At 70.7% G+C, this 23068-nt stretch carries 14 protein-coding genes, 3 tRNA genes and 1 pseudogene; 12 read left to right on the top strand and 6 right to left on the bottom strand.

Going from position 1 to position 23068, the window contains the following annotated elements; all coding sequences use genetic code 11:
* The first annotated feature begins 155 nt into the window (after window positions 1-155).
* Window positions 156-3818 carry a hypothetical protein gene (locus ABZ990_RS16960; RefSeq protein WP_361231555.1) on the top strand — a complete coding sequence of 1221 codons (3663 nt, stop codon included), beginning with the start codon at window positions 156-158 and terminating at the stop codon, window positions 3816-3818.
* A gap of 170 nt (window positions 3819-3988) precedes the next feature.
* Here ABZ990_RS16960 and ABZ990_RS16965 read toward each other — a convergent pair whose 3' ends face one another.
* The 4 genes from ABZ990_RS16965 to ABZ990_RS16980 form a co-directional block, all read right to left on the bottom strand.
* The gene (locus tag ABZ990_RS16965; protein ID WP_361231557.1) at window positions 3989-5920 is read right to left on the bottom strand and encodes an ABC transporter ATP-binding protein; all 1932 of its coding nucleotides are present in this window, start codon (window positions 5918-5920) and stop codon (window positions 3989-3991) included.
* Entirely contained in the window at window positions 5920-7653 is a 1734-nt protein-coding gene (locus ABZ990_RS16970) for an ABC transporter ATP-binding protein (protein ID WP_361231559.1), read from the bottom strand. The genes ABZ990_RS16965 and ABZ990_RS16970 overlap by 1 nt, the downstream gene beginning before the upstream one ends.
* A 474-nt stretch (window positions 7654-8127) precedes the next feature.
* Window positions 8128-9567: an FGGY family carbohydrate kinase gene (locus ABZ990_RS16975; protein ID WP_361231561.1), complete on the bottom strand. Its 1440-nt coding sequence runs from the start codon at window positions 9565-9567 to the stop codon at window positions 8128-8130.
* 244 nt (window positions 9568-9811) lie between these two features.
* On the bottom strand, window positions 9812-10102 hold the full coding sequence (locus ABZ990_RS16980) for a YtxH domain-containing protein (protein WP_361231563.1): 291 nt from the start codon (window positions 10100-10102) through the stop codon (window positions 9812-9814).
* Between the two features lie 135 nt (window positions 10103-10237).
* On the opposite strand from ABZ990_RS16980, the gene ABZ990_RS16985 reads away from it, so the two are divergent.
* The 4 genes from ABZ990_RS16985 to ABZ990_RS17000 all read left to right on the top strand — a co-directional run bounded on the left by ABZ990_RS16985 (window position 10238) and on the right by ABZ990_RS17000 (window position 10872).
* Window positions 10238-10310, top strand: a tRNA-Asn gene (locus tag ABZ990_RS16985).
* A gap of 5 nt (window positions 10311-10315) precedes the next feature.
* Window positions 10316-10388, top strand: a tRNA-Asn gene (locus tag ABZ990_RS16990).
* Between the two features lie 165 nt (window positions 10389-10553).
* Window positions 10554-10627, top strand: a tRNA-Ile gene (locus ABZ990_RS16995).
* Window positions 10628-10728: 101 nt separating this feature from the next.
* Window positions 10729-10872, top strand: a complete 144-nt coding sequence (locus ABZ990_RS17000) for a hypothetical protein (RefSeq protein WP_361231565.1) — start codon at window positions 10729-10731, stop codon at window positions 10870-10872.
* A gap of 548 nt (window positions 10873-11420) precedes the next feature.
* On the opposite strand, the gene ABZ990_RS17005 is transcribed toward ABZ990_RS17000, so the two are convergent.
* Window positions 11421-12779 (bottom strand): transcriptional regulator, encoded by a 1359-nt coding sequence (locus ABZ990_RS17005; protein WP_361231566.1) that lies wholly within the window; start codon window positions 12777-12779, stop codon window positions 11421-11423.
* 202 nt (window positions 12780-12981) lie between these two features.
* Between ABZ990_RS17005 and ABZ990_RS17010 the strand changes: the two genes are divergently transcribed.
* The 5 genes and pseudogenes from ABZ990_RS17010 to ABZ990_RS17030 form a co-directional block, all read left to right on the top strand.
* Window positions 12982-13653 (top strand): hypothetical protein, encoded by a 672-nt coding sequence (locus ABZ990_RS17010; RefSeq protein WP_361231568.1) that lies wholly within the window; start codon window positions 12982-12984, stop codon window positions 13651-13653.
* Between the two features lie 8 nt (window positions 13654-13661).
* Entirely contained in the window at window positions 13662-15143 is a 1482-nt protein-coding gene (locus ABZ990_RS17015; RefSeq protein WP_361231570.1) for a hypothetical protein, read from the top strand.
* Window positions 15140-16813 carry a hypothetical protein gene (locus tag ABZ990_RS17020; RefSeq protein WP_361231572.1) on the top strand — a complete coding sequence of 558 codons (1674 nt, stop codon included), beginning with the start codon at window positions 15140-15142 and terminating at the stop codon, window positions 16811-16813. Before ABZ990_RS17015 ends, ABZ990_RS17020 begins: the two co-directional genes overlap by 4 nt.
* 77 nt (window positions 16814-16890) lie before the next feature.
* Complete coding sequence (locus ABZ990_RS17025) at window positions 16891-17436, top strand: NUDIX hydrolase (RefSeq protein ID WP_361231574.1); 546 nt, start codon at window positions 16891-16893, stop codon at window positions 17434-17436.
* Window positions 17437-17748: 312 nt separating this feature from the next.
* A pseudogene (locus ABZ990_RS17030) lies at window positions 17749-18299 on the top strand (helix-turn-helix domain-containing protein); the annotation flags it as partial.
* Between the two features lie 1198 nt (window positions 18300-19497).
* Here the strand turns inward: ABZ990_RS17030 and ABZ990_RS17035 are convergent.
* Window positions 19498-20112: a hypothetical protein gene (locus ABZ990_RS17035; RefSeq protein ID WP_361231576.1), complete on the bottom strand. Its 615-nt coding sequence runs from the start codon at window positions 20110-20112 to the stop codon at window positions 19498-19500.
* 94 nt (window positions 20113-20206) lie between these two features.
* On the opposite strand from ABZ990_RS17035, the gene ABZ990_RS17040 reads away from it, so the two are divergent.
* Entirely contained in the window at window positions 20207-20500 is a 294-nt protein-coding gene (locus ABZ990_RS17040) for a hypothetical protein (protein WP_361231578.1), read from the top strand.
* Between the two features lie 485 nt (window positions 20501-20985).
* Window positions 20986-22989, top strand: a complete 2004-nt coding sequence (locus ABZ990_RS17045) for an alkyl sulfatase dimerization domain-containing protein (RefSeq protein ID WP_361231580.1) — start codon at window positions 20986-20988, stop codon at window positions 22987-22989.
* The last annotated feature ends 79 nt before the right edge of the window (window positions 22990-23068 follow it).

Consider the following 23068-nt stretch of genomic DNA (forward strand, 5'->3'; position numbering starts at 1 on the left):
GGCAGGGCCCGGCGCGGGACGCGCCTGACACTCCGTCGCTCATTGGAGGTAACTTCACGCTCGTTAATACTATTTTGAGATAATTGGTCACGGTCTGTGCACATAGACGTCACATGACGAGAAGAGACTGCGGGCCCCCTCGGCTTCGTGCCCGAGTGGCCCGCTTCGTATCGACGGCGGCCACGCTCGGCCTGCTGACCACCGGTCTGGCGGCCACGTTCGCCCAGGCCGACACCCCCGACCCGACGGCGGCGGCGACGGCCGCCGGGAAGCCGGCGGCGGGGAAGCCGGGCAAGCCGACGGCCGGGACCCCGGCCGCCACGCAGCCGGCCGCCGGGAAGCCCGCGCCCCCTGCCGCCGGGAAGCCCGCAGCCCCCGCGTCCGCCGTCCCCAAGCAGCCGGCCGCCCCCGCCGCGAAACCCGCCGCGAAGCCCGCCGAGGCCCCGAGACCCCGCCTGGGCAGCGAACTCCTCAACGAGACCTTCACCGGTGCCAGCGCCGACGACCGGTTCACCGCCGTCGGTTCCGCCTGTCTGAGCGGCGCGCCCTCGGCCTCGGCGGCCTCCGGCAATCACCCGCTCACCGGCTGCCCGCCCATCGAGATCGGGCCGATGCCCCCGCTCGACGCCGCGCCGCACGGCTATCTCCGGCTCACCGACGCCGGGAACGACGAGAGCGGCGCCGTCCTGTTCGACCAGGCCCTGCCGGCCGGTGCCGGTCTGGACGTCACCTTCGACCAGTGGCAGTACGGCAGCACCACGCCGAACACCCCGGCCGACGGCGTCTCCTTCTTCCTCGTCAACGGCGACACCTCGCTCGCCCACCCCGGGGCCTTCGGCGGCAGCCTCGGCTACGCGCAGAAGCTCGACGACGACAACCCGGCCCTGGAGATGCTGCCCGGCGTCGACCGCGGCTACCTCGGTGTCGGACTCGACGTCCTCGGCAACTACTTCGGGGACTGGGAGCACCGCGGCAACGGCTGCGCCACCCGTTCCCCGGCCGGCACCGGGATCCGGGTGCCCACTCCCGGACCCAACACGATCACCGTCCGGGGCCCCGGCGACGGGACCATCGGCTACTGCTTCATGACGTCGACGGTCAGCAACTTCGGCCCCAACCCGCCGTGGCCCTCCACCCTGCCGGGCCAGCTCCAGGGCCCGCTCACCGTGATGCCGCCCGGAGTGACCCCGCAGCAGGCGGAGACCCTCCTGGAGCCGTCCCGCCGCCGGGTGCACGTCCACCTGACCCCGGCCCCCGCGCCGGTCCTGACCATCGACGTGGACTTCAACGACGGCACCGGCTTCCACCAGGTGCTCCAGACGCCCGCGCCGATGCCGGTCCCGTCCACCTACAAGTTCGGCTTCGCGGGCTCCACCGGCCTGTGGACCGACGTCCACCTCATCCGCAACGTCGTCGTCACCACCGACCAGCCGCTGCCCGAACTCAACCTGGTCAAGCAGGTGCACGAGCCCCGGCCCGGCGAGCTGACGGTCGGCACCCCGGTCGACTACGACTTCGTCGTCACCAACTCCGGCAACACCCCGATCAACGACCTCGGCGTCGTCGACCCGAAGGTGGGTCCGGTCACCTGCCCCGTCAGCGTGCTCCAACCGGGCGAGACCGTCACCTGTACGGGCACCTATGTGATCACCGCCGCCGATGTCGCGGCGGGCCATGTCACCAATACCGCGCGGGCCACCGGCACCTCGGACGGTGATCCGGTCGAATCGCCGGAGTCCACCGTCACGGTCCCGATCGACGCGCCGCCGGGCCTCGTCATCGAGAAGGAGGCCCAGGGCCTCGGCCCGTTCAACGTCGGTGACACCGTGACGTACGACTACGTCGTCACCAACACCGGCGGCACCGAGATCACCAACCTGTCCGTCGTGGACGACAAGGTCACCGGCATCACCTGCGCCGCGACGACCCTCGCCCCGGCGGGACAGCCCGGCGACACCACCACCTGTACGGGGACGTACGTGGTGACCGCCGCCGACGGTACGGCGGGCTCGGTCACCAACCACGCCCACGCCGCCGGCAGCTCGAACGGCACCCCGATCGAGTCGCCGCCGACCGACGCGACGATCCAGGTCGTCGGCACGTCCTCGCTCGGCCTGGAGAAGACGGCGAGCACGGCCGGCCCGGTGCACATCGGGGACACGATCACCTACACCTACGCGCTGACCAACACCGGCGAGACGAACCTGACCGAACTCGCCGTCTTCGACGACCACGTCGCCTCCATCACCTGCCAGGCGACCTCGCTGGCCCCCGGCGCGAGCACCACCTGTACGGGCACGTACACGGTGACCACCGCCGACGGGGACCTCGGACACGTCCACAACCGGGCCCAGGCCCGGGGGACCAACCCGCAGGGCGGGGCCGTCCTGAGCCCGGAGGACGAGGTCACCGTGCCCGTCATCGGCGCCTCGGGGCTGACGATCGAGAAGTCGGCGAACACCCCCGGCCCGGTGCAGATCGGCGAGACCGTCCAGTACAGCTACACCGTGACCAACTCGGGCCAGACGGCGCTGACGAACATCGCCGTCCAGGACGACCATGTCGCGACCGTCACCTGTCAGGCGACCTCGCTGGCCGTGGGCGCGAGCACCACGTGCACGGGGACGTACGTGGTGACCCAGGCCGACGCCCCGGGCCCGCTGCGCAACGTCGCCCAGGCCACCGGCACCGACCCGGAGGGCCACCCGGTCACGAGCCCGCCGGCCGAGGTCACCCTGGAGGTGGTCGCCGTCTCCTCGATGACCATCGACAAGACGACCGCCTCCACCGGCCCGGTCCATGTCGGTGACACCGTCACCTACGCCTACACCGTCACCAACACGGGCACGGTGACCCTGCACAGCGTCGCCGTGACCGACGACCACGTCGCGGGCGTCAACTGCGACCGGACCACCCTCGCCCCCGGCGAGAGCGCCACCTGTACGGGGACGTACGTGGTGACGGCCGCCGACGGCACCGCCGGCAGTGTCACCAACACGGCGCACGCCACCGGCGTCAACCCCGGCGGCGACACCGTGACGAGCCCCGAGGACTCGGTCACCGTGCCGGTCATCGGCACCTCGTCGCTGACCGTCCACAAGACGGCCAGCCCGCCCGGACCGGTCCATGTGGGTGACACGATCACGTACACCTACACCGTCACCAACACGGGCCAGACGGCGCTGACGGGCGTCGCCGTGACCGACGACAAGGTCACCGGCATCACCTGCCAGGCCACCTCGCTGGCCCCCGGTGCGAGCACCACCTGCATGGGGACGTACGTGGTGACCGCCGCCGACGGCACGGCGGGCCAGGTCACCAACACGGCGCGCGCCACGGGCACCGACCCGGAGGGCGGCACGGTGACGAGCCCGCCCGACGAGGTCACCGTGCCCGTCGCCGGAGCCTCGCAACTGACCGTCACCAAGACGGCCGACACGCACGGCCCGGTCAAGCCCGGTGACACGATCACGTACACCTACACCGTGACCAACGGCGGCCAGACGGCGCTGCACGACATCGCCGTCACCGACGACAAGGTCACCGACATCACCTGCGAGGACACGACCCTGGCCCCCGGCGCGCACACCACGTGCACCGGGACGTACACGGTGACCGTCGCCGACGCCAAGGCCGGCCATGTCACCAACACGGCTCATGCCACCGGGACCGACCCGGAGGGCCACCCCGTGACCAGCCCGGATGTCCGGCTCAGGATCCCCGCCGTCTGCCCGCCGAAGGAGTACGGCGAGTACGGCGACAACGTCTGCGAGGACCACGGACACGAGTACGGCGACGGCTACGACCCGTCCGCCTGAGACCTAGTGCCCCTCCCGAGCACAAGGAGGAACCGCCCCTGACCCGCGGCCGACCATACGGCCCGCACTGACAGCACCGACCGCACGAAACAGGGCGCCCCGAGGAGTGGCATATGCCTCCCCTCGGGGCGCCCCGCGCGCGTGTGCCGCGTACGCGCCGCGCGCGTCCGTCAGTCGACCTCGGCGACCGCCTGCGCGAACTGCGCCGCGTACAGCCGGGCATATGCCCCACCGGACGTCAGCAGCTCCTCGTGCGTGCCCTGCTCGACGATCGAGCCGTTCTCCATCACCAGGATCACGTCCGCGTCCCGGATCGTGGAGAGCCGGTGCGCGATCACGAACGACGTCCGCCCGTGCGCGAGCCGCGCCATCGCCTTCTGGATCAGCACCTCGGTACGGGTGTCCACCGAGCTCGTCGCCTCGTCGAGGACCAGGATCACCGGGTCGGACAGGAACGCCCGCGCGATGGTGATCAGCTGCTTCTCACCGGCGCTGACCCCGGTGCCCTCGTCGTCGATGACGGTGTCGTAGCCCTCCGGCAGGGTCCGGACGAATCGGTCGGCGTGCGCCGCCCTCGCGGCCTCCTCGATCTCCGCCCGGCTCACCTCGCGCGCAGCGCCGTACGCGATGTTCTCGGCGATCGTGCCGCCGAACAGCCAGGTGTCCTGGAGCACCATGCCGATGCCCGCGCGCAGGTCCTCGCGCCGCATCCGCGACACGTCCACCCCGTCGAGGGTGATCCGGCCGCCCGTCACCTCGTAGAACCGCATCAGCAGGTTCACCAGCGTCGTCTTGCCGGCGCCCGTCGGACCGACGATCGCGACCGTCTGCCCCGGCTCCACCGTCAGCGACAGATCCTCGATGAGCGGCTTGTCCGCCTCGTAGCGGAAGGCGACCTTCTCCAGCGCCACCTTGCCCTTGAGCTCCACCGGCCGCTCGCTCGCCGGCGCGTCCGGCGCCTGCTCCTCCGCGTCGAGCAGCTCGAAGATCCGCTCGGCGGAGGCCACGCCCGACTGCACCAGGTTCGCCATCGAGGCGACCTGCGTCAGCGGCATCGAGAACTGCCGCGAGTACTGGATGAACGCCTGCACGTCACCGATCGACAGATTGCCGCTCGCGACCCGCAGACCACCGACCACCGCCACCAGGACGTAGTTCAGGTTCGACACGAACATCATGACCGGCTGCATCACGCCGCTGTTGAACTGGGCCTTGAACCCGGCCTCGTACAGCGCCTCGTTCTGCTCGCGGAAGTCCTTCGCGGACTCCTCCTGCCGGCCGAAGACCTTCACCAGCGTGTGGCCGGAGTACATCTCCTCGATGTGCGCGTTGAGCGCGCCGGTCGTCTTCCACTGCTGCACGAAGTGCGGCTGCGAACGTTTGCCTATCTTCGTCGCCACGACCACCGACACCGGCACCGTGATCAGCGCCACCACCGCGAGCAGCGGCGAGATCCAGAACATCAGGACCAGCACGCCGACGATGGTCAGCAGCGAGTTGATCAGCTGGCCCATCGACTGCTGGAGGGTCTGCGAGATGTTGTCGATGTCGTTCGTCGCCCGCGAAAGCACCTCGCCGCGCTGGGCCTTGTCGAAGTACGACAGCGGCAGCCGCGCCAGCTTCGCCTGGACGTCCTCGCGCATCCGGAAGACCGTACGGTTGATGATCTTGATCGACATCCGGCTGGAGACCAGCATCAGCAGGCCCGCCAGGACGTACACGACCAGCGCCAGACCCAGCACCTCGCCGACGGCCGAGAAGTCGATGCCCTTCCCGGGTGTGAACGACACCCCGGACAGCATGTCCGCCATCCCCGAGTCGCCCTTGGCGCGCAGCCCCTCGATCGCCTGGTCCTTGCTGACCCCGCCCGGCAGCTGCCGCCCGACGATGCCCGCGAAGATCAGGTCGGTGGCCCGGCCGAGGATCTTCGGCCCGAACACCGAGGCCGTCACCGACAGCACACCGGTGATCAGCATCACCCACAGCGCGCGGCGCTCCGGCGCGAGCCGCTTCAGCAGCCGCTTGCCCGACCCCTTGAAGTCCATCGACTTCGAGTCCGGGCTGCCGGCGCCGGCCATCATTCGTCCGCCAGGACCGGCCATCAGGCTGCCTCCGCCTCGGTCAGCTGGGAGAGCACGATCTCCCGGTACGTCTCGTTGTCCGCCATCAGTTCGTGGTGCCGGCCGCTGCCGACGACCCGGCCCTCGTCGAGCACCAGGATCCGGTCGGCGTCCCGGATCGTCGCCACCCGCTGGGCGACGATGACCACGGTCGCGTCGGAGGTCTCCTCGGAGAGTGCGGCCCGCAGCAGCGCGTCCGTCTCGTAGTCGAGGGCCGAGAAGGAGTCGTCGAAGAGATAGATCTCCGGCCGCTGCACCAGCGTGCGGGCGATCGCGAGCCGCTGCCGCTGACCGCCGGAGACATTGGTGCCGCCCTGCGCGATCGCCGCGTCCAGCCCGCCCTCCAGCTTCGACACGAAGTCCTTGGCCTGCGCCACCTCCAGCGCGTGCCACAGCTCCTCGTCGGTCGCGTCCGGATTGCCGTACCGCAGATTGGTCGCCACCGTCCCGGAGAACAGATACGGCTTCTGCGGCACCATCCCGACCGTCCGCGCCATCAGCGCGGGATCCAGCGACCGTACGTCCACGCCGTCGACGAGCACCTCGCCGCCGGTCACGTCGAACAGCCGGGGCACCAGGCCGAGCAGCGTCGACTTGCCGCTGCCCGTCGACCCGATGATCGCGGTCGTCTCGCCCGGCCGGGCCACCAGCTCGATGTCCCGCAGGACCGATTCCTCGGCGCCCGGGTACCGGAAGTCCGCGTTCCTGACCTCCAGATGCCCGCGCCGCTTCAGCTCCCGCACCGGCTCGGCCGGCGGGACGACGCTGGACTCGGTCCCCAGGACCTCCTCGATGCGCTCCGCGCACACCTCGGCGCGCGGCACCATCATGAACATGAAGGTGGCCATCATGACCGCCATCACGATCTGCATCAGATACGCGAGGAACGCCGTCAGCGCGCCGATCTGCATGTCGCCGCTGTCGATCCGGTGCGCGCCGAACCACACGACGGCGATCGACGAGATGTTCACGACCGTCATCACGGTCGGGAACATCAGCGCCATCAGCCGGCCGGTGGCCATCGACACATCGGTCAGCTCGGTGTTCGACCCCTTGAACCGGCCGCGCTCGTAGTCGTCGCGGACGAAGGCGCGGATGACCCGGTTGCCGGTGATCTGCTCGCGCAGCACCCGGTTCACCGTGTCGAGGCGCGTCTGCATGGTCCGGAACAGCGGCCGCATCTTCCGGACGATCAGCGACACCGCGATGCCGAGCACCGGCACCACCGCGACGAGCACACCCGACAGCGGCACGTCCTGGCCGAGGGCCAGGATGATGCCGCCGACGCACATGATCGGCGCGGAGACCATCAGCGTGAACGCCATCAGGACCAGCATCTGGACCTGCTGGACGTCGTTGGTGGTCCGGGTGATCAGCGACGGCGCGCCGAACTGGCCGACCTCGCGGGACGAGAAGGACTGCACCCGCTCGAACACCCCGGCCCGGACGTCCCGTCCGAGCGCGGAGGCGGTGCGCGCACCGAAGTACACGGCCCCGATGTTGCAGAACACCTGGACCACGGACACGCCGATCATCAGCGCGCCGAACCGCAGGATGTAGCCGGTGTCCCCGCGGACGACACCCTGGTCGATGATGTCGGCGTTCAGGGTCGGCAGATAGAGGCTGGCACTGGTCTGCAGCAACTGGAGCAGCACCAGCAAGCCGATGGATTTCCGGTACGGCCGAAGGTGGGTTCGGAGAAGTCTTATGAGCACGGGTTCTACTATCGCCCGCGCCGAGGGGTCGTTACGAGGGGTTATCGCGCGTCACGTAAAGCCTTGGCCAAGACTTGGGGGAGGGGCGCGCTGCCGGGGAGCGGGGGCGGCTGGAGGCCGTTCGGGGTGCGGGGCGGGGACGGGGTCGGCGGTGCCTCGGGCACGACCGCGGGGCTGACCTGGGAGAAGGCCCCGGAGCCCGGGGAGATCGGCAGGGGACGGCAGGGGCGCGCGGGGGATCGGCGGGAGGCCTGGCGGGGGCGGGCCGGGGCCGGGGCGGTGTCGGCCGGGCCGCTCGGGGCACGCCGCAGCACGGCGGGGCATGACGAGGCACGGCGAGGTGGGTGGAGCACGGCGGGGCGCGCGCGGAGGCACGCCGGACGGGGCGGGTGGTGCGTACGGGCCGGGTGGGCCCCGTGGTGCGTACGGGACCGGGCGGCATGGCCCAGCCCGGCCCGGACCGGACCCGGAGGCTCAGCCGGTGAACGCCCCGGGGTGGATCTGCTCCCGGGTCGCCGCGTACTGCTGCCGTACGGCCTGACCGACCGCCAGCTCGTCGCCGGCCTCGAAGACCTGCGCGGCGGCACCCTGCCAGGCCGGGGGAGCGGCCGGGGAGAGCGTCCCCTGGGACACCCCGAGCGCCCAGGCCGCCTGCCGCGCGGCGCCGAGCGCCGCGTACTCGGCGGGCTGGGGGACGACGACCTGCGCGCCGAACAGCGCGGGCGCCAGCGCCTGCACCGCGGGCAGCCCGGCGCTCGCGCCGAGCAGGAACACCCGCCGTACCTCCACACCCCGCCCGCGCAGGACGTCCATCGCGTCGGCGAGCGAGCAGAGCATGCCCTCGAAGGCCGCGCGGGCCAGGTGCTCGGGCTTCATCGACTCGCGGCGCAGCCCGCTCAGGGTGCCCGCGGTGTGCGGCAGGTTCGGGGTCCGCTCGCCCTCCAGGTAGGGCAGCAGGACGAGGCCGGAGGCGCCGGGCGTCGAGGTGAGCGCGAGCGCGGACAGCTCTTCCAGGGACTGCGCGCCCAGCATCTCGGCGGTGCCGCGCAGCGCCCGTACCGCGTTGGACGTGTGCACGACTGGCAGATGCATCCCGGCGGCGTCGGCGTAGCCGGTGATCATGCCGTTCGGGTCGGAGAGGGCCTCGTGGTGCACGGCCATGACGGAGCCGGAGGCGCCGAGGGAGACCACCGCGTCGCCGGTGCCGAGACCGAGGCCGAGCGCGGCGGCCATGGTCTCGCCGGTGCCGGCGGAGATCAGCAGGCCCTCGGGGGTGGTGCCGGCGGCCTCGGCGGGGCCGAGCACCTCGGGCAGCATGGCCTGGTGGCCGAGGGCGAGTTCGACGAGGTCGGGGCGGTAGCCGCCGCCGCGGGCCGACCAGTAGCCGGTCGCGGAGGCCGCGCCGCGGTCGGTGGTGCGGCGCGCGGGCCGGCCGAGCAGCTGCCAGACCAGCCAGTCGTGCGGCTGGAGGACCATCCCGATCCGCTGGGCGTGCTCGGGCTCGGTGCGGGCGAGCCAGCGCAGCTTGGCGATCGGCATCTGTGCCTGCGGCACGGTGCCGACGGCGTCGGCCCACGCCTGGCGCCCGCCGAACGACTCGACGAGATCGGCGGCGGCGACCTGCGCCCGCTTGTCGTTGCCGGCCAGCGCGGGCCGGACGGGGTTGCCCTGCGGGTCGAGCGGGACGAGCGCGTTCTGCTGCGCGGCCACCCCGATCGCCTGCACCCCTTCGAGCAGCCCGCCGCCGGCGGCCTCCCCGAGGGACAGCAGCCAGGCCTGCGGGTCGACGTCGGTGGCCTTGGGCTCGATCGCGTGCGGGGCATGGCCCTGCCGCAGCACGGCACCCGTGTCGGCGTCACAGACGACGATGCGCGTGGAGTCGGAAGAGCTGTCCAGACCGGCGACTATCCCCATGGCGAAGATTCTGCCGTACGCGGGACCGTGGATACGCCGGGATACCCCGCTATGCGCGGCGATACGGGGCGATGTGAGGGAGGCCGCGACAAGCCGGTCCGGCCGGGGCGGGCGCCGGGCGGCCGGGTGCTGAGGGCGGTCGCGTGCGTACGTGTGCGTGTGCGCGTACGGGCGCACGGGCCTGCGGGTCGCGGGGGCGTCGTGGGACGGGGCGCCGCGCGGGTCCGGTCCGGTCCGGAGTCCGTCAGGTGTTGCTGGTGCCCCAGTCGTCGTCGTACGACCCCTCGGTCCCGTACTCCCCGTCCTTCCCGCACCGCTCCTTGATCCGCTTCGCCTGCTCGCCGGCGGCCCGCACGGCCTTCTTGGCGGTGTGGCGTCCGGTCTGGGCGGCGGTCTCGGCCGCGTTGCGTACGACGGGGTTCCGCGCGACCTGCCGCGCGCACTTCCTCATCCGCTCGTACTGCTCCCGCCCTGCCCGTGTCCCGGCGACGAAACCGAGGGCCAGACCGGCGACGAAGATCAGCTTGTACCGCACCTGTGAGCCTTCCCTGGAGCGTCCTGGGGACACCGATTGGCGGAGCACCCCCCTACTTGCGCTAATGTATGTGTCGCAGCGAGGGAACGCCGCCCGGGGAAGCCCGAGGTGGGTCCGTTCGATGCAACGCAGCAATCCCCTGTAGCTCAATTGGCAGAGCAGCCGGCTGTTAACCGGCAGGTTACTGGTTCGAGTCCAGTCGGGGGAGCGCGATCCCCTGTAGCTCAATTGGCAGAGCATTCGGCTGTTAACCGGAGGGTTACTGGTTCGAGTCCAGTCGGGGGAGCGAGCGAGAGAGGACCCTTCGGGGTCCTTTTTCCGTTCCCGGGGAACCATGCGGCGCCGCCGTGAGTCCTCAGGATCGGGTATGGCCGACCATCCGGAGCAGGAGATCGTATGAGCGGCTATGCTGCGGCAGACGGCGCGCACACTTGTACGCGCCGTGGTGTTCGGGGCGGTAGCTCAGCCGGTTAGAGCAGCGGACTCATAATCCGTCGGCCGTGGGTTCGAGTCCCACCCGCCCCACCGCGACACGCCGCAGATTCACCCGTTTGACCTGCGCATGCGAGAAGGCCCCCTCCGCGGAGGGGGCCTTCTCTGTTCCTTCAAGATCATTAGCTCGCCCGATGCTCGCCCGAAGCGTCGAAGCCGCTTTCGAGGGCGCCGTCGCCCTGGCCGCGCGGATCCGCCCAGGTCGAACAGGTGAGGCGCACAGCGTGCCCCGGACGGGCGGCGAGCTGCGCCGCAGCGGGGACCCCGCCGGGGCGTGAGGGGACAGTGACCGCATTCGCGCCTCTCCGCCTCCGGGTCGGCCTCGCGTCCCTTGGGCGCGGGGACGCGGGAGACAGAGAGGGGCTGATCATCACCGCGGCGCATGGTCGCCGTATCCCGTGCTGATGCTGCTCGGCGCGGAGGGCCCTGGAGTGGGCGCCCCGTCGGAAGGCGATTCGGCGGGCGCTCGTGCGTCACACCGCCTTGACCAGGTCGGCCTGTGTCGCCTGCTCCCACTCGACCAGGAGCCGCTGGTACTCCTTTGCCCGGTCCTGGGGTGTTCGGCTCCTGCATGAGCCGGCGGATCGCCGCGTTGATCCGCGCAGCAGGGCGCGGCCGGTCATGAGGCCTGGAGGGGAGGGCACGGGTAAACGTGCAGTTTCGCGCCGACAACCCGCCGCGTATGGACCGCCGTTACAGTCGGCTCGGCGGTCTTCTAGCCGGACAAGCCCCCCAGCGGGAGGCGGTAGGCGGGAGGCGGTAGGCGTGGAGGCGATCTCTGGGTGCAGGCCTGGAGATCGTCGGCGCAGTTGTCGTGGTTGCCGCATCAGGCCGCGTAGTCGAGGAAGTCGGCCACGGCGGGGATGCGCTGGTGGCTGGCGAGCTGGGTGCGGAGTTCGGCAAAGGTGCTGGTAGTGCGGGCGGAGTCGATGCCGCCCATGGCGTCGATGACCTGGTGGCCGACGTCGAGGGCGGCGTCGATGTCGCCGAGGGCGAGGTGGGCTTCAGCCTGGCGGGCCTGGTAGATGACGGTGCCACGAGCCTCGCGTTCAGCGTCGTACGGGTCGGTGTGGGTGCGGGCGGCCTCGAAATTCTCCAGTGCCCTGCGCGGCTCGCCCAGGGCGAGGGCGGAGCTGGCGGCGACCTGGTGCAGCTCGCCGCCATTGATCCAGTACATCGACGGGAGATCCGTCTCCGGGACGTCGGCTTTGCCGTACGCGGCGAAGGCGGCGTCGACCTGGCGCCAGGCCAGGGTGGGGTCGCCTGCCTTGGAGTGGGCGCGGGCGGCGCGGGCGTGGAGCATGGCCATGACCCGGGGCGAGGAGATCTTGCGCCGGTCGGCGAGCGCGCCGTCGATGAGGTGCAGAGCGCCGGCGGGGTCGTCGGCGTTGTAGCGGAGGTTGGCCCAGAAGGCGAGGGTGACCGCGCCGAGTGTGGGGTCCTCGGCGGAAGCGGAGGCACGTAGCGAGGTGATGAAATGCCGTTCGGCGGCGGCGTGTCGGCCTTCGTCGTACGCGCACCATCCGGCGAGCCGGGAGGCTTCGGCGCCGGCGGCGAAGAGGCGACGGCCGGTCGCCTCGGTGTAGGAGGCGTTCTTCAGGAGGTCGGTGATGAGGCGGAGTTCGAGGACAGCCGCGTCGTAGACCTGACCGGCGCCGACGGTGTCGTCGAGGTGGCGTAAGGCGTCGAGACGGGTGTCGAACAGGTCGGGGGCTTCGGTGCCGACGCGGCGGACTCGGCCGGTGATGGCGAGGGCCGGTTCGGCGGTGGTCCACTGCGCGACGGCAGCGGCCAGCGTGCTGGTGGAAGCGATCAGGAAATTTCGGCGGTCCACGGGACCTCCCACATCCGTCAGTGATGTGACCGTACCCGCCGCTGTCCACGGCGACTCCAGAACGGCCTTGTCGTCGTCGAGGGCCAGCAGCAGAAAGCCGGGCCATCCGTACCGGTCGACATCGGCGAAGCCGAGCCCGTGGAAGCTGGCCATGGCCAGCAGTGCGGTCCTCTCGGGTGTGACGCCTTCGCGGATCCAGCGGGTGACCTTCTCCTTGCGGTAGGCCATCGCGCCGAATCCGAGTTCCTCGTGGCGGACGGCCAGCCGCTTGAGATAGGCGGCGGCGGTCAGTCCGAGCCGGGCCATCAGCGCGGTGAGCGGGTGGGTCTGTGTGGCGGTAGCGGTGATCACAAACAGCCTCCCCGATACAGGTCCGCCGAGTCTCCACCGCAGCCAGACCAGTACGGAAGTACGCGCGCATGAGAAGGCAACGGGAAGCAACCGAGAGCAACCCGCAGCAACGCCAGGGGACTTCACCGGAGATCGGCCGGGGCTGATCGTGGCGTATGCCTGCCGTGGAGCGGGCGACCCACCGGATTCTCGGAGGTACGTGATGCGCGTCCTCATCGACGGCCTGGACCTGTCCGGCAAGACCACCCTCACCGCCGCCCTCGCGGCCGAACTCGAAGCCCGCGGCCGCACCGTGGTCGAGCACCGCGGCTTCCTCTCCGACCGCCACCCCGCGCGCCGGCTGTTGAAGCAGTTGCCGCTCGTACGGCAGCCCGACAGCACGCTCGTCACCACCGCCTACCTGACCGCCGGCTACCTGCTGGATTCCCTGCTCGTGCGGACCCGCGCGGCCGAGCCCGCGAACACCGTCCTGATCCAGGACGGGTACGTCGACCGCACCGTCGCCTTCGGCATGGCCGGCGGCCCCCACCTGGCGGCAGTCCTCGCGCTGCGCTGGCCGCGCGTGTTCGCCCCGTTCGACGTCGCCGTCTACCTCCACGCCCCCGCCGACACACGCCGCGCTCGGCTCGGCACACGCCAGACGCCGGACGCCGTCGATATCCGCGGGGTCCAGGACCCGGAGTTCGCCGCCACCTTCACCGCGATGCTCACCCAGGGCATGGGCCGCCGGCACCGGAAGCTGCTGATCCTCGACACCTCCGCTCACGACCCGAAGGAGATGGCCACCGCCATCGCCGACGCCCTCCTCGGCACCTGGGCGACGGCCGTGCCCGCGCCGCTGCCCGCGCTCGGAGAGCTGGAGCGTGCCGCGTGACCACCTGGATGAGTCCGGTTGACACCGGTCTCGCCGAGGCGGCCGGGACCGCTCTGGCCCGAGCGCTCGACGGTAGGCCACTGGTGTCCGCCGAGCGGTTCTGCTCCTCGATGCGCACCCTGTACGCCGGACCCGGACCGCTGCTCGCGGCGCGGCCGGCGCTCGCCATCGGCTGCTACCCCGGCTGGGAGCCGGCCGCACCCGGCAGGGTCCTTGCCGCCGAGGACCGTACGGGGCTTCGCGGGCCCGCCGAGCGGCACGGCTGGATGCAGAACGTGGACGCGGACGCGGTCCGGTTGCTCGCCGGGCTGCCGAAGCCGCCGGTGATCGCCGCCTGGTACGCCACCGGCCGCCTGCGCCGCTGGGCCGGGCCGGGTGGCACGGTCGCCGCGATCGACGGCCAGCTGCGGTCCGTCATCGAGGACAAGGCAGCCTTCGACGCGCTCCTGGAGGCGGCCGGGGTGCCGGGACGGATGCGGATCCCGTGCGTACGGGTCGACGGGACGCTGCCCGCGCTCGCCGAGCTGCGGCGGCTGGTGGGGTCGGAGCGGCTGGTGGTGCAGGCCGGTGCGGACTCCGGCGGCCGGGGCACCGTCTTCGTCGACGGCGACAAGGATCTTCGGCGGGCGGCGGCCATGTCCGGTCCGTACAAGGTCGCCGCGTTCGTCACCGGCTGGTCGTCGAACACCACGGTCCTGTCCGTCCCCGACACCTCGGGCGGGGTCGCGGTGTATGTCGACCGCCCGTCGCACAAGGCGATCGGGATCGTGGAAGCCGGGATCGGGCCGGGCAAGAGTGCCGGGAACGACTGGTCGCGCCCCTGGCCCGAAGCGGCTGTCGCCGAGCTGGTGGACGCGGCCGTCCCGATTGGTCGGTATCTGTGGGCCGAGCATCGGGTGGCGGGGCTGTTCGGGCTCGACGCGCTGCTGACGGCCGAGGGCCGGGTGATGTTCAACGAGATCAACTGCCGCAACCAGGGCACCACCGAGGTCTCTGCGGTGAACCAGCAGTTGCGCGGCCTGCCTCCGTTCCTCGTCGCTCACCTCACCGTGCTGCTCGGCGGCAGGCCCGACTGGCTCCCGGATCCCGGCGGCTTCAACCAGGCCACCATCCGCGAGGCCGCGCGGGGCGGGCCCGGGCCGTACTACCTCAAGCTCCGCCACCGAGGAGCCGAGCCGGTCCGGGTGAGCGGGCTGCGCGGGCCCGGTGTCTACCGCGCGGAGGGCGGCCGCCTCGTCCGGGTGCGGCCCGGCGCCCACCCGGCGTGCGCGAACGCCGACCTTGGCGAGGTGCTGCTGGCGAACCTGCCCGCCGAGGATGTCGTGTGTCTGCCCGGCGCCGAACTCGGCACCGCCGAAGCCCTCACCACCGGCCCCGGCACCCCCTTCGCCGCCCCGCGCGGGCTGTCCCCCTTCGGCGGCGCCGTCCTCGACGCGCTCGCCGTCCACCTCACCCCCGTCCCGACCATCAGCGAGGTGACACCGTCATGATCACCACCAACACGACCGTGATACCCGGCCTGCTGGAACAGCTTCGGGCGCTGCCCGACGACGCCTTCACCCGCGTCCAGTACATCGCGCCGCAGGTCGGCTGCTTCAACAGGTGCGCCATGTGCTCGCAAGGAGCCGGCCGCGACACCTGGGGCCTCACCCGCGAGGGACTGACCGGCCTGTTCACCGCGCTCGGGCAGGTCGCCGCCGAGCGGAACCTGCCCGTCGCCTCCGGCCGGATCCACCGCCCCCGTGTCGTCTTCCCGTACCTGGACAACGACATCGGCTCCTATCCGCACCTCGACCACTACGCCGAGCTCGCCCGCGACGTGCTGAACGTCAAGCTGCGGATCTCCACGGTCGGCTACTCCTCCCGCTCCACCCACCTGGCCGCGATGCACGAGCGTCTGGTGGCCGAGCACGCCGGCTCCTTCGACGGGGTGCGCTTCTCCATCACCCCGTACGCCCTCGGCTTCACCGGCCGCTCGGGTACCGACCGCGAGGCGTACGTCGAGGACCTCGCCGCCGGCCTGCGCACGTACCGGCCGCTGCTCGACGCCCTTGGACACAGCGCCGCCACGGCCGCGTGCGAACTCCGCTTCGCCCCGCTCGTCGGCATCGGCGAGCTGACCGACACCCACATCGACGGCCACCACGTCCTCGCCACCGGACCCCACCTCCTCGTCTCTCGCGACCGAGACGCCGGCGAGCTGCCGGAGACCGTCATCGAGCGCCTGGACGAGCACACCCAGCCGGTCTACTCCCGCCCCGGCGCCCCGTACTTGCACATCCGCTCCGACCACGCCGAGCCGACGGCCGCGACCGTACGGGCCGCGCTCGACGGCACCCTCGGCGTGCCGCACCGGGCCCGCGAGGTGCGGCTCCACCGCTTCTCCAACGCCGACGGCCCGTACTGGGCGGCCGACCCCGACTTCCACCCCGACGGCACCTTCACCGCCCTGCACCTCTACCCGGCCACGTCCGTCCGCCCGAACTCCGGCTATACCGACGCCACCCGCCCCTTCCTCAACACGCTCCTCGCCCACAAGCGGGCCCTCGGGATCAGCCGTCGCGACGAGTTCGAGCACGCCACCGGGACGGATGTCGACGCCGTCGTCGACGCGCTCGCCGCCCAGGCCGACGGGCTGGAGCCGGTCGACGCAGCGGCCGCCGCTCACCTGCGCGAGCAGGTCCACCCGCAGATCGCCGCGTACGCGGCCGTGTTGGAGCGGGCCGGCTACCCGCCGCGCCTGTTCTTCTCCCGCGCCTTCACCATCGACACCGGCCAGATCGTCAACCAAGGCCGCGCCGAGAAGCTGTTCCGCGGGCTGACCGGCACCAACGGCGAGCCGATGACCCCTCGCGAGGAACGCGGCTTCGGCCGGGCGAGCCTGTCCACCGTCCGCGGTCCGATCTGGCGGATCACCCCGCTTCCCCTCACCCAGGCCGGGCGCCTGCCCATCGCGGTCGCCGGGAAGAAGAACCAGGCCACCAGTACCCCGAGCCTGCTTGTCGAGGAACTCGACCCCTGCCACCTCTCCCCGGTCATGCGGACCACGGGCTGCCGCCTGCGCAGGCACGTGCTGACCCTGCCGGACGGCTTCATCGAGCACACCAGCATGGCCCAGGGCCGCGCCGCGTTCGCGCTGCCCGGCCTGCCCGCCTCCTGAACCACGGCGCCGGGCGGGCGGGTGAAAGAGGGGCAAAGCCCGTCCGAGCCGCCGGGGCGGCCACGATACTGACCGCCATGACCAGCACACCCGAAACCCCTGCTGCGGTCCCGTTCTCCCGGATCAAGATCCGGACCGGGGCCCTGGTCTTCTGCGGCGACGACGTCGCCCTCATCCGCCGCACCCGCCGGGACTCCACCCACTACACCCCGCCTGGCGGCAACGTCGAACACGGCGAAGACCTGGACGCCGCCCTCGCCCGCGAACTCGCCGAGGAACTCGACCTCGACATCAATCAGGCCGAGGGCGGCGACCTGATGTGGGTCGTCGACCAGCGCGTCACCCGCCCCGGCCCCACCCCGCCCCCGCGCAAGCTCCACCTGATCTACCGTCTCCACATCACCCCCGAGGTCCGCGCCACCCTCGCCGAGACCGAGCAGGACGAACTGCCCGACGGCAGCCACGAGACCGGCGTCATCGAGTGGATCGACTACCGCAAGACCGCCGAGCTGGCCATCTTCCCGCCGATCGGGCCGGCCCTCGCCGCCCTGCCCGATCCCCGCGCCGCCGTCACCGACGCCGCCCTGCCCGCCGTCACCGATGAGAACTACACCTGGGTGTGACAGCTGGCCCACCCGGCGCGGAGATACTGAGGTGAGCGTCCTGGGCGCGACGATGCCCAGGCACCAGGGGGGCCGGTTCTTCTGATCCCCGCAACACCCTGGAGTTCAAGGAGTTGCGGGGGCCTTGGATTTTGAGGTGCTGAAGGCGAGGTTCTTCGAGGCGCTGAACAAGGAGGACGGCGGTATTACCGCTGCGGCTCGTGCGGTCGGAGTGAACCGCAACACGGCGTTCGGATGGGCGCGGCAGGCCGGCTCCGCGGTCGCGGCAAGCCTCGCAGGCCCGGGCATCCTGGCCGGGAGGAGCACGAGCGACTGCGTGCGGCGGGAGTCCGGCGCCGTGAGGCCGCCGCGCGGGCCGGCGTCCACGAGCGCACCGCTGAGGACTGGGACCACGGATCCGGCAGATCGGCCACTCGCGCCTGTACCCCGACGGGCGCCGCATCGACTACCAGACCGGTGTGACCACCACTGCTGCGGAGTCGTCGCTCGCGACGGTCGAGGCCGAGCTACACCCCAGGTTTCTCACGGTGACCGAGCGAGAGCCGATCGCCGATCTGCACGGTGAAGGCCGGTCGCTGCGCGCGATCGGGCGGGCGCTGGGCCGACCGGCCTCCACGATCAAGCGGGAGGTCGACGCCCGGTCGGTCGACGGCGACTACAGGCCGCACCGGGCCCAACGAGCATGGGCGAAAAGCCGGTCACGCCCCAAGCACTCCAAGCTCGCCTAGGACGACCCGCTCGGCCGGTTCGTCGCGGACAAGCTGCGGGAACGGTGGTCACCCGAGTAGGTATGTCATGCTCTGGTCATCAAGTTTCCCGACGGCGAGAGCATGAGCATGAGTCCGGAAACGATTTGCCAGGCAGGAAGCGGAGCGGATCCGGACGCAGATCGCAGGGGCGGTCGCTGATGCCCACCAGGCGAAAGTCGACGCCGGCGGGGCGGAGTCACTGAGGCCCCCTGGGGGCGCTTCACGCGGTGATGATGCAAGCAGGGAGGGGTAAATGATTACGATAGATGTCGATTTGTCCTCATCCTTATCCTTTAATGAGGATGCTAATCATTAAAGGATTCGCGACTTGATCGGTCCAAAGTGCACACCGATCCCCGTGGATCAATTAAGCTCTTGATTACGGGATAACTATATGCGTCACTCTTCTGGGTGACGTTAACTCAGGCGGGGTGAGGCGGTCGCCGGCTTCGATTCTGTATGCCGCGCCTCTCCGCCCGGCGCATGTGGCGGAGCCCTGCTCCGCTGTGCGCGGGGCAGGGCTCCGGGGCAGTGGCCCTTCAGCGGCCAGCGACCACGGCGATTGCAGCGCCGTGGTCGCTGGCTAGAACAACGTGTTGAACGCCTTGAGCATCCCTGCTTCCGCGATGTCGACGGTCTTCGCGACTATGGCCGACATGAACGCTGCAACGATGATCAGGGCCAGTTCGCGTCGCCCTAGTCTGCGGACCAACTCCCATAAGCGCCTCAACGCTTACCGCCTCCTTCGTTGCCCGGACCTGATTGCCCGGGGGTCAGGATGGTGCAGTGGAGGTGGGGCGTTGTGGCAGGTATCAGAATACGGGCCGGATGGCCGCGTAGTGCTTCTTTCGTAAAAGTGGTGGCGGCGCTACGGAACTTCGGAAGCTGGCGGGCTGTCTCATCAGTCTGGAAGCAGCCCATGCGCGGGATGACGTTGCTCGCGGGCAGGTCCGTGGCTCCTCTCAAGGCTATGCCGGAACGCGAGGGGGTCTTTTGTGCAGGGTGGTTGACGAGGGGGTAGGCGCGGATCACGCCTACCCCCGCTCTCGTATTCAGTGCCCGTCTGTCGGATCCTGCATGATGCGTTCGAGGCCGGCTCGTACCCGCCGGTGAAGGCGGTGCTTGACGGCTCGCAGGGCTGTTGCGGCGAGGGTGGCCGCAAACCGGAATCTCTGCTGCCACCAGGCGATGGCCGGCAGGAGGAGAAACGCTGCTGTCGACAGCAAGAGCCAGAGCGGAGCGGTGATGGTTGTGGTGGGCAAGCCCATGATGCGACCTCGCGGAGGGTGTCGGCTCCGGCAGCCGACCGAGGTCAGGCTGCCTGAACGCCGTGTGTGAACTGGACGTGCAGAGCCAGTTGCCTTCCCGGGGCACGCGGTACGAGGGGAGTGGCGAGGCGGATCACTCCGCATGGTGACGCCGGGCCGGGGTGCCCTTCCGCGGGGAAGTCGGCAGCGCCTTGGGTGCCCTTGCCGAATTCATCGCGCGCAGCGGCCACCAGCTCGGCCCATGCGCTAACGGTGGCGTCGTGCTGCTCGAGTGTGGGTGTAGCCCCGGTGTCATCGTCCGGCAGATCGACTTCATCCATCGCCGTCGTGATGGCCGGCAGCCGGCAGATCTTCTCGGTCGATGACCGAAGTTGGCGATCGAAGGCGGCGCGGGTGGCGCGCAGTTGGTCGTCTTGTGCGCTGGCGAGCCCGCGCAGTGACCGCATCAGGATCGATGCCACCGAGTGGGACTTTCCGCTTCCAGGGCCGTAGAGGATGACGCGCTGGAAGGCGGTGGTCAGCTTTTCGAAGTTGTGGTAGCCCACCAGCACGGAGAGTCGATACTGCCCGTCGATAAGTGCAGCAGGCGCGTGATCAAGGACGAGGGTCTTCCTGAGGGCCCACTGCTCTGCACGCAGCCGGTCCGCAATGGCGGCCACCCAAAGAGGGTCTAGGCGGCGGCTTGCGGCATCAGTCACAGTGGCACGTTAGCCGAAGTGCGGTAGTTCAGGGTCTAGTTGATCAATTTCATTGATGAAGACCGTGCGGATGGGTGAACAGGTCACGTTCACCCAGGGCCGGCTGGGCAAGATGCTCACCCAGGAGAAGGCGCAGGACGAACGGATGCCGATCAAAGGGCTGTTGCTCATGCTCGGGTTCGACACCCCGAAGGTGCTGACCAAGTACGGGTCCACCCAACGGGAAGCCGAGCGGGCCGCACTGTCGGAGGTGGAGCGGTTCACCCGTAGCGGTGCCAAGGTGTTCGCCCCACCTTCGCCGCACCGACACGCCGCACGATCGCTCATTGGCCGCGATCGGGACCTGTGAACGGCCGTCCGGGGACCAGGCCCGCATCGTCGCGCTACGGGCCGGCGGCTCTCGAACGGGCGACTGATGTCATGGGAGCGCCCGGCGGCCGAAGAGGCCGAAGAGGGCTCCTCACCGTCCACCGCCCCGCTTTCGGCCGTCACCGCGAACCGCGACATCCGCCCAACGGCCGTTTCTCGTACGGGAGTCGGCGGTCACCTCGTGTTTTCGGTGCCCCGGTCGACGCGTTCGGGCCACCTGCTGCGGCAGCGGATCGACTGGCCTGTTTCGACTCTGGTGTCCGGTTGATCCGGCTGGAAGTATCACCGGCTGTCGGGGGTCGATGGCACTGGGTGACCACCTGTCCTGGGTGCGTCCTGTCCGTATGCCATGCCGCCGTGGAACGCCCGTCCTCGTTTCCCGGGCGTCTCCACGCCGCCTCGATCTCCCGCGCCATCATCCGAGCCGGAAGCTCGCGTTCCGGCCGACCGGAGGGAATGCCGCACGTGACCGCTCCCGAACTGCCCGCTTCCCAGCCCGCCACCCCGCTCACCCGGGACCTGAACGCCGCCGTCGTCGTCCCGGCCCCGGCGGACGACACCGAGGCCGCGTTCGCCGCCCAGGGGCTGATCGCCCCCCTGCCGGCCGACTTCACCGTCGACAAGGACGACGCCTCCCGGGTCCCGGCCTGGGCCCTGGGCCCGTACGCGTTCCTCACCGGGGACGCCCCCGACACGGTCAACCCGAGCCTGTGGCGCAACGCGCTCCTGAACATGAACGTGGGCCTGTTCGAGGTCGTGAAGGACGCGGTCTATCAGGTCCGGGGCATGGACCTGTCGAACATCACCTTCCTGGAGGACTCCACCGGCGGCTCCCGGGACATCGTCGTCGTCGACCCCCTCATCAGCGAGGAGTGCGCCGCCGCCGCGCTCGACCTCTACCGGCAGGAGCGCGGCACGGACCGCGAGATCAGCGCGGTGATCTTCACCCACTCGCACGTCGACCACTACGGCGGCGTCCTCGGCCTCTTCCCGGACCGTGCCCTGCCCGAGGGCGTCGACATCATCGCCCCGGACGGCTTCCTCGAACACGCCGTCAGCGAGAACGTCTACGCGGGCAACGCCATGCAGCGCCGCGCCCAGTTCATGTACGGAAGCCTGCTGGACAAGTCCACGCAGGGGCAGGTGGACGCCGGTCTCGGCAAGACCACCTCGCTCGGCGCCACCGGCCTGCTCGCCCCGACCGTCAACATCACGTCGGACATCGCCACCCTGGGCAACGCGATCCCCGTCGGGCCGCTCCGGATCGAGTTCCAGCTCACCCCCGGCACCGAGGCCCCGTCCGAGCTGAACTTCTACCTGCCCGCGATCCGCGCCGTGTGCATGGCCGAGAACGCCACCCCGACCCTTCACAACCTCTACAGCCTGCGCGGGGCCCAGGTCCGGGACGCCAAGGCGTGGTCGGAGTACCTCACGCAGTCCATCGAGTGGTACGGGGGCCGCTCCGACACCCTGTTCGCCTCGCACTTCTGGCCGCGCTGGAACACCACCGACGCGCCCGACACGATCGTGTCGTTCCTGACCTCGCAGGCCGACCTGTACCGCTACCTGCACGACCAGTCCCTGCGGCTGGCCAACCACGGTTACACCATGGTCGAGATCGGCGAACAGCTCGACGACGCCATGCCGGAGTCCTTGTCCGGCCAGTGGTTCAACCGCGGCTACTACGGCACCGTCAACCACGACTCCAAGGCCGTCTACCAGCGTTACCTCGGCTGGTACGACGGCAACGCCGCCCATCTGCACTCGCTGCCGCCGGAGGACGCCGGAGCCCGGTACGTCGAGGCGTTCGGCGGGGCCGACAAGATCGTCGCCGTCGCCCAGCAGGCGTTCGACGACGCCAAGACCGCTCAGGACTACCGGTGGGCGGCGCAGCTGCTGTCCCACGTGGTGTTCGCCGAGCCCTCGTACACCGCCGCCCGCACCCTCCAGGCCGACGTCCTCGAACAGCTCGGCTACCAGGCCGAGAGCGCGCCCTGGCGCAACTTCTACCTCGCCGCCGCCGTCGAGTTGCGGGTCCGGCCGGTCGACGGCAGCGGCTCGCTGCCGTCGCAGCAGATCATCAGCCAGCCCGTGCTCGCGGCGATGCCGGTCGACATGCTCTTCGACTACCTCGGGATCCGTCTCAACGGCCCGGCGGCCGCCGGCACCCCGCTGACCATCGGCCTCGCCATCACCGGCGGACTGCCCGACGACCCCGACACGTACACGCTCCAGCTCCGCAACGGTGTCCTCGTGCAGCGCCCCGACACCCTCGACGCGGACTCCTCCGACGCCGTGTACTCGATCACCCGTCAGGGCCTGAACGACCTGGCCATCGCCGCCGCCACCCCGGACCAGCTCGTCGAGGCCGGCGCGCTCACCGTCGTCAGCGGCACCATCGACCCGCTGAACACCCTCAACGGGCTGCTGGACGTCTTCGACTACTGGTTCGGCCTCACCACCCCCTGATCTCCAGGATGAGCGGGAGGGCCCCGGCCGTGGACTTTCCGTCCACGGCCGGGGCCGCCGTGCGGGTGGGGCCGCCGCG

It is taken from the genome of Streptomyces sp. NPDC046203 (assembly GCF_040646255.1).
Taxonomy (GTDB): Bacteria; Actinomycetota; Actinomycetes; order Streptomycetales; family Streptomycetaceae; genus Streptomyces.

Excerpts from the sequence above, each read along its gene's own strand:
- ABZ990_RS17010 (WP_361231568.1), top strand. The coding sequence starts at position 12,982 with ATGCGCGTCCTCATCGACGGCCTGGACCTGTCCGGCAAGACCACCCTC.
- ABZ990_RS17025 (WP_361231574.1), top strand. The coding sequence starts at position 16,891 with ATGACCAGCACACCCGAAACCCCTGCTGCGGTCCCGTTCTCCCGGATC.
- ABZ990_RS17020 (WP_361231572.1), top strand. The coding sequence starts at position 15,140 with ATGATCACCACCAACACGACCGTGATACCCGGCCTGCTGGAACAGCTT.
- ABZ990_RS16965 (WP_361231557.1), bottom strand. The coding sequence starts at position 5,920 with ATGGCCGGTCCTGGCGGACGAATGATGGCCGGCGCCGGCAGCCCGGAC.
- ABZ990_RS17000 (WP_361231565.1), top strand. The coding sequence starts at position 10,729 with ATGCTCGCCCGAAGCGTCGAAGCCGCTTTCGAGGGCGCCGTCGCCCTG.
- ABZ990_RS17040 (WP_361231578.1), top strand. The coding sequence starts at position 20,207 with ATGAAGACCGTGCGGATGGGTGAACAGGTCACGTTCACCCAGGGCCGG.
- ABZ990_RS16975 (WP_361231561.1), bottom strand. The coding sequence starts at position 9,567 with ATGGGGATAGTCGCCGGTCTGGACAGCTCTTCCGACTCCACGCGCATC.
- ABZ990_RS17015 (WP_361231570.1), top strand. The coding sequence starts at position 13,662 with ATGAGTCCGGTTGACACCGGTCTCGCCGAGGCGGCCGGGACCGCTCTG.